At 70.5% G+C, this 7,889-nt stretch carries 9 protein-coding genes and 2 pseudogenes; 1 reads left to right on the top strand and 10 read right to left on the bottom strand.

Annotated elements, in window-relative coordinates:
• The 3 genes and pseudogenes from SSP08S_RS60475 to SSP08S_RS62965 form a co-directional block, all read right to left on the bottom strand.
• A partial coding sequence (locus SSP08S_RS60475) for a Gfo/Idh/MocA family oxidoreductase (RefSeq protein WP_158697348.1) occupies nt 1-140 on the bottom strand: 140 nt, incomplete at its 3' end.
• Between the two features lie 82 nt (nt 141-222).
• Nucleotides 223-480: pseudogene (locus tag SSP08S_RS62970) on the bottom strand (2-keto-myo-inositol dehydratase); the annotation flags it as partial.
• Nucleotides 460-693 (bottom strand): annotated as a pseudogene (locus SSP08S_RS62965) (sugar ABC transporter substrate-binding protein); the annotation flags it as partial. The pseudogenes SSP08S_RS62965 and SSP08S_RS62970, both read right to left, overlap by 21 nt.
• Nucleotides 694-958: 265 nt before the next feature.
• On the opposite strand from SSP08S_RS62965, the gene SSP08S_RS52395 reads away from it, so the two are divergent.
• Nucleotides 959-1,372 (top strand): DUF6069 family protein, encoded by a 414-nt coding sequence (locus tag SSP08S_RS52395; protein WP_026179575.1) that lies wholly within the window; start codon nt 959-961, stop codon nt 1,370-1,372.
• A gap of 72 nt (nt 1,373-1,444) precedes the next feature.
• Here the strand turns inward: SSP08S_RS52395 and SSP08S_RS52390 are convergent, their stop codons facing one another.
• Genes SSP08S_RS52390 through SSP08S_RS52360 form a run of 7 tightly spaced genes read right to left on the bottom strand, consistent with a single transcriptional unit; the run spans nt 1,445 to nt 7,730 of the window.
• The gene (locus tag SSP08S_RS52390; protein ID WP_019075654.1) at nt 1,445-2,092 is read right to left on the bottom strand and encodes a CoA transferase subunit B; all 648 of its coding nucleotides are present in this window, start codon (nt 2,090-2,092) and stop codon (nt 1,445-1,447) included.
• Nucleotides 2,089-2,844 (bottom strand): CoA transferase subunit A, encoded by a 756-nt coding sequence (locus tag SSP08S_RS52385; RefSeq protein WP_019075653.1) that lies wholly within the window; start codon nt 2,842-2,844, stop codon nt 2,089-2,091. The genes SSP08S_RS52390 and SSP08S_RS52385 overlap by 4 nt, the downstream gene beginning before the upstream one ends.
• 36 nt (nt 2,845-2,880) lie before the next feature.
• Entirely contained in the window at nt 2,881-3,618 is a 738-nt protein-coding gene (locus SSP08S_RS52380) for an SDR family oxidoreductase (RefSeq protein ID WP_043260449.1), read from the bottom strand.
• Complete coding sequence (locus SSP08S_RS52375) at nt 3,615-4,586, bottom strand: fumarylacetoacetate hydrolase family protein (RefSeq protein ID WP_019075651.1); 972 nt, start codon at nt 4,584-4,586, stop codon at nt 3,615-3,617. Before SSP08S_RS52375 ends, SSP08S_RS52380 begins: the two co-directional genes overlap by 4 nt.
• 24 nt (nt 4,587-4,610) lie before the next feature.
• On the bottom strand, nt 4,611-5,549 hold the full coding sequence (locus tag SSP08S_RS52370) for a VOC family protein (RefSeq protein WP_019075650.1): 939 nt from the start codon (nt 5,547-5,549) through the stop codon (nt 4,611-4,613).
• Between the two features lie 10 nt (nt 5,550-5,559).
• The gene (locus SSP08S_RS52365) at nt 5,560-6,570 is read right to left on the bottom strand and encodes an amidohydrolase family protein (protein WP_019075649.1); all 1,011 of its coding nucleotides are present in this window, start codon (nt 6,568-6,570) and stop codon (nt 5,560-5,562) included.
• A complete protein-coding gene (locus SSP08S_RS52360) occupies nt 6,567-7,730 on the bottom strand; it encodes an FAD-dependent oxidoreductase (protein ID WP_019075648.1) in 1,164 nt (387 codons plus the stop codon). The genes SSP08S_RS52365 and SSP08S_RS52360 overlap by 4 nt, the downstream gene beginning before the upstream one ends.
• Nucleotides 7,731-7,889: the final 159 nt, after the last annotated feature.

Below are 7,889 nucleotides of genomic sequence, written 5' to 3'. Positions count from 1 at the left end.
GGGCCCGCGGCTTCGGCGGCGCGGGCGGGGTCGATGTCGGTGACCGCGGTGACGCGGGCGCCGGTGACGGTGTGGGTGAGGCGCTGGATGTGCTCGTTGCCGATCCAGCCGGCGCCGATGACGCCGATACGTACGGTCATGGTCGTCTTCCTTGGGAGGGGGTCAGGCGAAGCGCGCCCGGAGTTCGGCTTCGAGGGCTTCGAGGGTGCGGCCCTGGCGGCGCTACCGGTCGAGGTTCGGGCGCCGGGTGCCCGTCAATCCGCAACCGGCCAGGTGCTCGCGGGTGTTGACCGCGATGGGCAAAGGAACCTCGGGAGCGCACGGGTACAGGTCCTGCTCCACGATCACGCACAACTCGGCGTCCAGCTTGGCCAGTTCGGTCACCACGTCGGCCGGGTTCGGCACCCCAGCCGGAGGCGCCACGCACACACCGCGGCTGACCGCCTCCCCGAACGACAGCCTCTCGGCGGCGGCCTGGGCGCCCTTGCGGACCAGGTCCCAGAACGTGTCGCCCGGGGCGGCATGGGTGATCATGGCCACGGTCATGCGAGGGGTAGTGGCCTTGCCCGCGGGCGCGGCGGCCGCGTCGTCGGTGGACTTCTTGCCGCCGGAGCTGCTGGAACAACCGGCGGCGAACAGCGCGCCGGTAAGGATCGCGGCCGTCAGGGCGGCGGTTCGGTGGTTTCTGCGCATGTCCCCTGCACCTCAGTGTGCTGGTCGGGGTTTGTGCTCGTCGGCGGCATCCGCGTATGCAGCTACTAGAGCGCGTCATTAGCGCGCTCTAGTAGCTCGTAACCATGAGACCGGCCCCAAGGGGTGTCAATCCGTTTGTCAGGACGTTTCGACAAGCCCCCCGCCTTGCGCTTGAAATTTCAAACGGGTTCGGCGAGACTCTCGTTTGAGAATTCAAACTTCCCGTTGTGGGGTCCTTCCCGCAGTCGTTCTCCCTGGAGCTGCCATGTCTGTCGCCCCTGCCGCAGTCGCCCTCCGCCGTGGTCCGCTTGTCGTGGCGGGAGGTGTGCTGGCCGCGATCGTGGTGGCCTCCGCGGCGGACACGGTGCTCGCCCTCCTCGCGCTGGCCGCGGGCGCGCCCGACGACTTCAAGCCCCTGAAGGCGTCCTCGTACGTCTTCCTGACCGTCGTCGGAGTGGTGGCGGGTGCCGTCGGCTGGGCCGTCGTGCGCAAGGTGTCGAAGGACCCCGGGGCGCTGGTGCGGTGGCTGGTGCCGGTGCTCGTCGTGGTGTCCTTCGTTCCCGACTTCCTGCTCTTCGGCGACGGTGGCGCGAAGGGTGTCGGCGCGCTGCTCCTGATGCACGTGGCGGTCGCGGCGACCGCGGTGTACGCCTACCGGAAGGTCATGCCCCTGTCGTAGGGACGTCGGCAGTGGACGGAAGCATCGGGCGGGCAGGGACCGAGGTCCTTGCCCGCCCGACGGGTTCACGGCTCATGCTCTCCGGATCACGGGCGCGTCCGTGCGGTCGGCGACGTCCTCCGAGGTCACGCTCGGCGCACATGCCACGAGCGTGAGGCCCTCGGGTGTGACGTCGAGGACGCAGAGGTCCGTGATGATCCGGTGGACGCATCGCTCGCCGGTGAGCGGAAGGGTGCATTCCTTGACGATCTTCGGGGTGCCGTCCTTGGCGGTGTGTTCCATCAGGACGACGACCCGGCGGGCGCCGTGGACCAGGTCCATCGCGCCGCCCATGCCCTTGACCATCTTGCCGGGGATCATCCAGTTGGCCAGGTCTCCGGCGGCGGACACCTGCATGGCGCCGAGCACGGCGGTGTCGATGTGGCCGCCCCGGATCATGCCGAAGGAGAGGGCCGAGTCGAAGAAGGAGGCGCCGGGCAGGACGGTGACCGTCTCCTTGCCCGCGTTGACGAGGTCCGGGTCGACCTCGTTCGCGTGCGGGTACGGGCCGGTGCCCAGGATGCCGTTCTCCGAGTGCAGGACCACGTGCACGCCCGGCGGGAGGTGGCCGGGGACGAGTGTGGGCAGGCCGATGCCGAGATTGACGTAGGAACCGTCGACGAGTTCGGCGGCGGCGCGGGCGGCCATCTGGTCGCGGGTCCAGCCCGTGGGCGTGCTCATGCGCGAACCGTCCTCTTCTCCACGTGCTTGTCGGCGGCCTGTGTCGGAGTGAGGGGCACGATCCGCTGGACGAAGATGCCCGGCAGGTGCACCTCGTCGGGGCTCAACTCGCCTGGCTCCACGAGCTGTTCGACCTCGGCCACCGTCACGCGTCCGGCCGTGGCGGCGAGCGGGTTGAAGTTGGCGGCCGACTTGCGGAAGACGAGGTTGCCGTGGCGGTCGCCGCGCCAGGCCCGTACCAGGGCGAAGTCGGTGGTGATCCCGTGCTCCAGGACGTAGGCACGGCCGGCGAAGTCGCGGATCTCCTTCGGTGGGGAGGCCAGTGCGACGGTTCCGTCGGCGGCGTAGCGCCAGGGCAGTCCGCCGTGGGCGACCTGGGTGCCCACGCCTGCGGGCGTGTAGAAGGCGGGGATGCCCGCGCCACCGGCGCGCAGCCGTTCGGCCAGGGTGCCCTGGGGCACCAGCTCCACCTCCAGTTCGCCGGACAGGTACTGGCGGGCGAACTCCTTGTTCTCGCCCACGTAGCTGCCCGTCACACGGGCGATCCGGCCCGCCGACAGCAGGACCCCCAGCCCGCGCCCGTCGACTCCGCAGTTGTTCGACACGACCCGCAGGCCGGTCGCTCCCTGCGCGTGCAGGGCCTGGATGAGCACGTCGGGGATGCCGCTGAGGCCGAAGCCACCGACGGCCAGTGAGGCGCCGTCGGGGATGTCGGCGACCGCCTCCGCGGCGCTTGCGCGGACCTTGTCCATGGAGGAAGGGCCTTTCTGTCGTGCGTTGTTGCTGGTTCAGGCGTCCGCGCGCAGCGCGTCCGAGATCGACTTGGCGCCGCCGTGCGAGGTGAGGCCGCCGTCGACCGGGATCTCCGCTCCGGTGATGAAGGACGCGTCGTCGGACAGCAGGAACACCACGAGCGGGGTGACGTCGTCGACGGTCCCGGTGCGGCCGAGCGGTGTCTCGCGGAGGTTCGCCTCGCGGAACGCGGGGGCTGCGGAGGCGGTCATCATGGTGTCGATGAAGCCGGGGTGGACGGTGTTGACGCGGATGCCGCTCGGTCCCAGTTCCATGGCAGCCGTCCTCGACAGACCGCGCAGCGCCCACTTGCTGGTCGTGTACGCGACGGGATAGTGGGCGGTCAGCGCCGCCGACGAACCGACGTTCACGATCGACGCTCCCGGGCCCATCAGCGGTGTCAGGTGCTGGATGCCCAGAAGCGGACCCGTCACGTTGACGGCGTGAACTCGGGCCATGTCCTCGGGGCGTACGTCGCCGATCCGGGCCCGCCAGGTGATGCCCGCGTTGTTGACCAGACCGTGCACCCGGCCGTACGACTCCCTTAGTTCCGCGGCGAGTTCGGCCCACTCCTTGTCGCTGCTGACGTCGAGGCGGCGGCAGCCGGGTGCCTCGCTCACGTCGGTGGCGATCACGTGGGCGCCCTCGCGGGTCAGCGCCTCGGCCTCCGCGGCCCCCTGGCCGCCGGCCGCGCCCGTGACCACGACGACCTTGCCCACAAGTCGCCTGGTCATGGCCGCTCCCGGGAGCGGCGCCGGGCGGCGGCGACCGGCACCGGATCCACGCCGCTCACCACGGTGTTGGAGACGGAGCCGATGCCCTCCACGGTGAGCGTCACCGTGTCGCCGGCCTTGAGCGGGGCCGGGTCCTGCTCGCCGCGTACGCCCCACAGCTCGGCGAGGCAGCCGCCGTTGCCGCAGGTCCCGGAACCCAGGACGTCGCCCGGGCGGACGACGGTGCCCCGCGAGGCGTAGGCCACCATCTCCTCGAAGGTCCAACTCATGTTGGAGAGAAGGTCCTTGCCGACCACTCGGCCGTTGATCTCGGCGGTCAGTGCGAGGCGCAGGAAGCCGTCCGCGTCGCGGTACTTCTCCAGTTCGTCGGCGGTGACCAGGTACGGGCCGAGCGTGGTGGCGGTGTCCTTGCCCTTGCACGGGCCGAGGCCGACCTTCATCTCGGCGGACTGGAGGTCGCGGGCGGACCAGTCGTTGAAGACGGTGTAGCCGACGATGTGGTCGCGGGCCTGCTCGGGGGTGAGGTCGCGGCCCTCCTTGCCGATGACGGCGGCGACTTCGAGTTCGAAGTCGAGCACGCTCGAACCCGGGGGCACGGGGATGTCGTCGTGCGGGCCGTACACCGCGTAGGGGTTGGCGAAGTAGAACGTCGGTGCCGCGTACCACTGCGCGGGCACCCCGGCGGCTCCGTCCACGGACCGTCGCACGCCCTCGACATGTTCCTCGAAGGTGACGAAGTCCCGCACGGTGGGCGGCCGGAGCGGCGGCAACAGGCGTACGTCGCAGACGTGCGGGCCGGCCGGCATGTCGAGCAACACGGAGCCCGCGTCGAGCAGTTGGGGCAGGCCGCCTCCCTCGGTGAGCAGGCCGGTCAGTGAGCTGACGCCGGGCAGGGGGTGGAGCGTGCCGTCCTGATCGACGACGGCCACCTGGCGTCGGTCTCTGTGTTCGTACGTGGCGAATCGCATGGTGAGTCTCGCTCCGGAGAAGGATCAGACCGGCGGGGCGACGAACACGCCGTGATCGGGGTCGTTGAAGGACTCCTTGGTGACCAGTTCGTTCATGGGGTTGGCGGTGCCCCACTGGTCGGTGACCTCGGGCTGGGAGGAGTCGTAGACGTGGGGGTGCCAGGTGTCCTCGTCCAGTTCCTCCAGCTCCGTCGTGTACTCGACGGTGTTGCCGTGCGGGTCGAGGAAGTAGGTGAAGGTGTTGTCGCCCGCCGTGTGCCGGCCCGGGCCCCAGATCTTCCGGAAGCCGGCCCGCATCACGCGACCGGATCCACGCATGTACTCGTCTATGCCGCGCATCTCGAAGGAGACGTGGTGCAGGGACGTGTGCGGGCCCCTGGCGATGGCCATGGAGTGGTGCTGGTTGCTGATCCGCATGAAGTGCATCACGTCACCGACGTGCGGATGGCCGAGCGTGTCGGAGAGGCGGAAGCCCAGATGCTGCTCGTACCAGGCGCGGGTCCTGTCGAGGTCCGGCGAGTTGAGGACGACGTGAGAGAGCTTGACCGGGATCGACTCCTTCTCCTCGATCCTGCGGTGCTGCCGGATCGCCACGTGGGCCGAGACCTCGATGGTGCGGCCGTCGACGTCGAAGAAGCGGAAGCCGTAACCTCCGCCGGGGGTGTCCACCTTGCCCGGCTGGGAGATCAACTGGACTCCACCGGCGAGGAGTTGCTCAGCGAGCGCGTCCACGTCGGCCGCTGAGGCGGCGCCGTAGGAGACCAGGTCGAGGCGCTTCTCGTCGGCCTTGCGCAGTCGTACGACGTACTGCTCGGGGCTGCCTTCCGCGGCGAGGAAGGAGATGCCGGAGTCCTCGGCGACCCGGGTCAGACCCCAGACACCGGAATAGAAGTCGAGCTGCTTGTCGTAGTCCGGCACGGCGAGGTCGACGTGCCGGAGGTGGGTGAGCAGACGGTTGCTCATGGGGGGCTCCTCAGACGAGATTGAGCAGGGCGGCGGCGTTCGCGCCGCGGACGGAGTGGAAGTCGTGGTCGGTCAGATCGGCCGCGCGCAGTGCGGCCAGCGGATCTTCCGTGCCCATGTCGAAGGGGAAGTCGGAGCCGAGCAGCACCCGGTCGGCGCCCGCGGCTCGGACCAACTCCCGTAGCACGTAAGGGTCGTGGACGAGCGAGTCGTAGTGGAGCTGCCGCAGATAGCTGCTCGGCTCCCGTGCGCAGCCGTGCGTGTCGGGGCGGGCCCGCCAGGCGTGGTCGGAGCGGCCGATGTGGGTGGGGAGGTAGCCGCCGCCGTGCGCCGCGATCAGCCTCAGGCCCGGATGGCGGTCCAGGACACCCGAGAAGATCAGGTGGGAGAGGGCGACGGCGTTCTCGGTGGGCTGGCCGACGGTGTTGGACAGGTACCACTGGTCCAGGCGCTCGTCGAGCGTGCAGCCGAAGGGGTGCAGGAAGAGGAGGGCTCCCGTCTCCTCGGCCCGCGACCAGAAGGGCTCGTAGGCCGGGTCCGACAGTTCGCGGCCGGGTGCGTGCGAGGAGATCTCCACACCTCTGAGTCCCTGTTCCAGTGCGTGGTCGAGCAACTCGACCGCGAGGTCGGGGTGTTGGAGCGGGACCAGGCCCAGGCCGTGCAGCCGGTCGGGGGCCTTCGCGCAGTGTGCCGCGGTGCCTTCGCTCGCCAACCGGCAGACTGTTGAGGCCAGTTGGGGCTCGGCCCAGTAGTGGTAGTGCGACGGGGACGGGCTGACCAGCTGGATGTCCACGCCCTGCGCGTCCATGGCCGCGAGGCGTACGGCGGCGTCCGTCAGCTTCGGTAGGCGTGCGCCGACCATCGGGCCGCTCACGGCCAGGGCGGCCGGGCCGTTGCGGCGGGCGTCGAGGGCGCGGGCCTCGGCGAGGCCGGGGTGACCGGCGACGGTTTCATCGACCTCCGGGAGAAGGAGGTGGGCGTGGACGTCGATCGTCGGTGCGGAGGACGCGATGGCGGTCACGGGCGCTCCTTGAGGGGGGTCAGGGTGCGGCCGATCAGCCCGGGCATGTCGGCATCGCGCACGCCGTCCAGCTGCCACTGGCCGATCTGCACGGATGCCTCGACGACGGTGCGCACACGAGGAATGCGGCGGTCGTAGTACGCCTGGAACAGCTCGTCGCCCCAGTCCTTTCCACTGGTGAGCAGCTCGGCGAGGACGAGGGCGTCCTCCAAGGACATGGCCGCGCCCTGGGCCAGGGTGGGCGGACAGCAGTGGGCGGCGTCGCCGATCAGCACGACCCGGCCACGGTGCCAGGAGCCCTCGACCAGCAGGCGCTCGAACCAGGTGTAGTTGACCTTCCTCGGGTCGGTGATGTGCGCGGTGATCTCGGGCCAGGCACCGCCGTAGCCCTGCGCCAGGCGGCGCATCTCGTCGGCGTAGGCGGCCGGAGCGACGGCCGCGCGGTCGCGGCACGCCTCGACGAGGTAGGCGTAGATGGTGTTCTCGCTGGTGGGGCAGTAGCCGGCGATGTAGGCGGGCCCGCCGTGGGCGAGGTCGGTGCGGGTCACGCTCGCGGGTCGTGGGGCGGCGATGCGCCAGATGGCCATGCCGGTCGGCTCGGGTTTGTCGGTGATACCGATCGCGGCGCGAGTGGTCGAGTTCACGCCGTCGGCGCCGATCACGAGGTCGTAGCGGCCGGTCGTGCCGTCGCTGAGGCGTACGGAGACGCCGTCGGCGTCCTGGTCCAGGATCTCGGCGCTGGTGCCCAGGCGAATACCGGCGCCGGAGGCGCGGACCGCGTCGATGAGGATCTGCTGGAGTCGGGGGCGCTGCATGCCGAGGGTGGCGGGCAGGTCCTCCCCGCCGGTCTGGATGTCCTCGGCGACGAACAGGACGGTGCCGTCGGGGGCGGTCACGCCCAGCGAGCCGAAGGCGTATCCGGACGCTTCCACCTGTTCCCACACGCCGAGTTCGCGCAGGACGCGCAGGGCGTTGCCCTGAAGCGTGATGCCCGAGCCGGTGGTGGCGTTCCAGTCGGGCCTGGCCTCGATCAGGTCCACGTCTATGCCGGCGCGGCGCAGCAGGATGGTGATGGCGTTTCCTGAGGCGCCCCCGCCGATGACCAGGACGGTGGGTGTCTCTCCAGCCGGAGGCCGGGGGAGGGTTGGGCTGTCAGCCATGTCGGGGGATACCTCCCGGGTTGGGCCGCGCGGCTTCGGGCGGCGGGGTTGCGGCTCGCCCGCCGGGGAGCGCGGGCCAGGGGTGGGGACGGGGATGCGGGCCGGATACGCCGCTTGCTGTCCGGGGAAGGGCGCATCCGGCGGCTGAACGGGATACCT

Origin of the sequence: Streptomyces hokutonensis (assembly GCF_000376565.1) — a bacterium.
Classification (GTDB): Bacteria; Actinomycetota; Actinomycetes; order Streptomycetales; family Streptomycetaceae; genus Streptomyces; species Streptomyces hokutonensis.
This window is presented reverse-complemented; position numbering and strand designations above follow the sequence as displayed.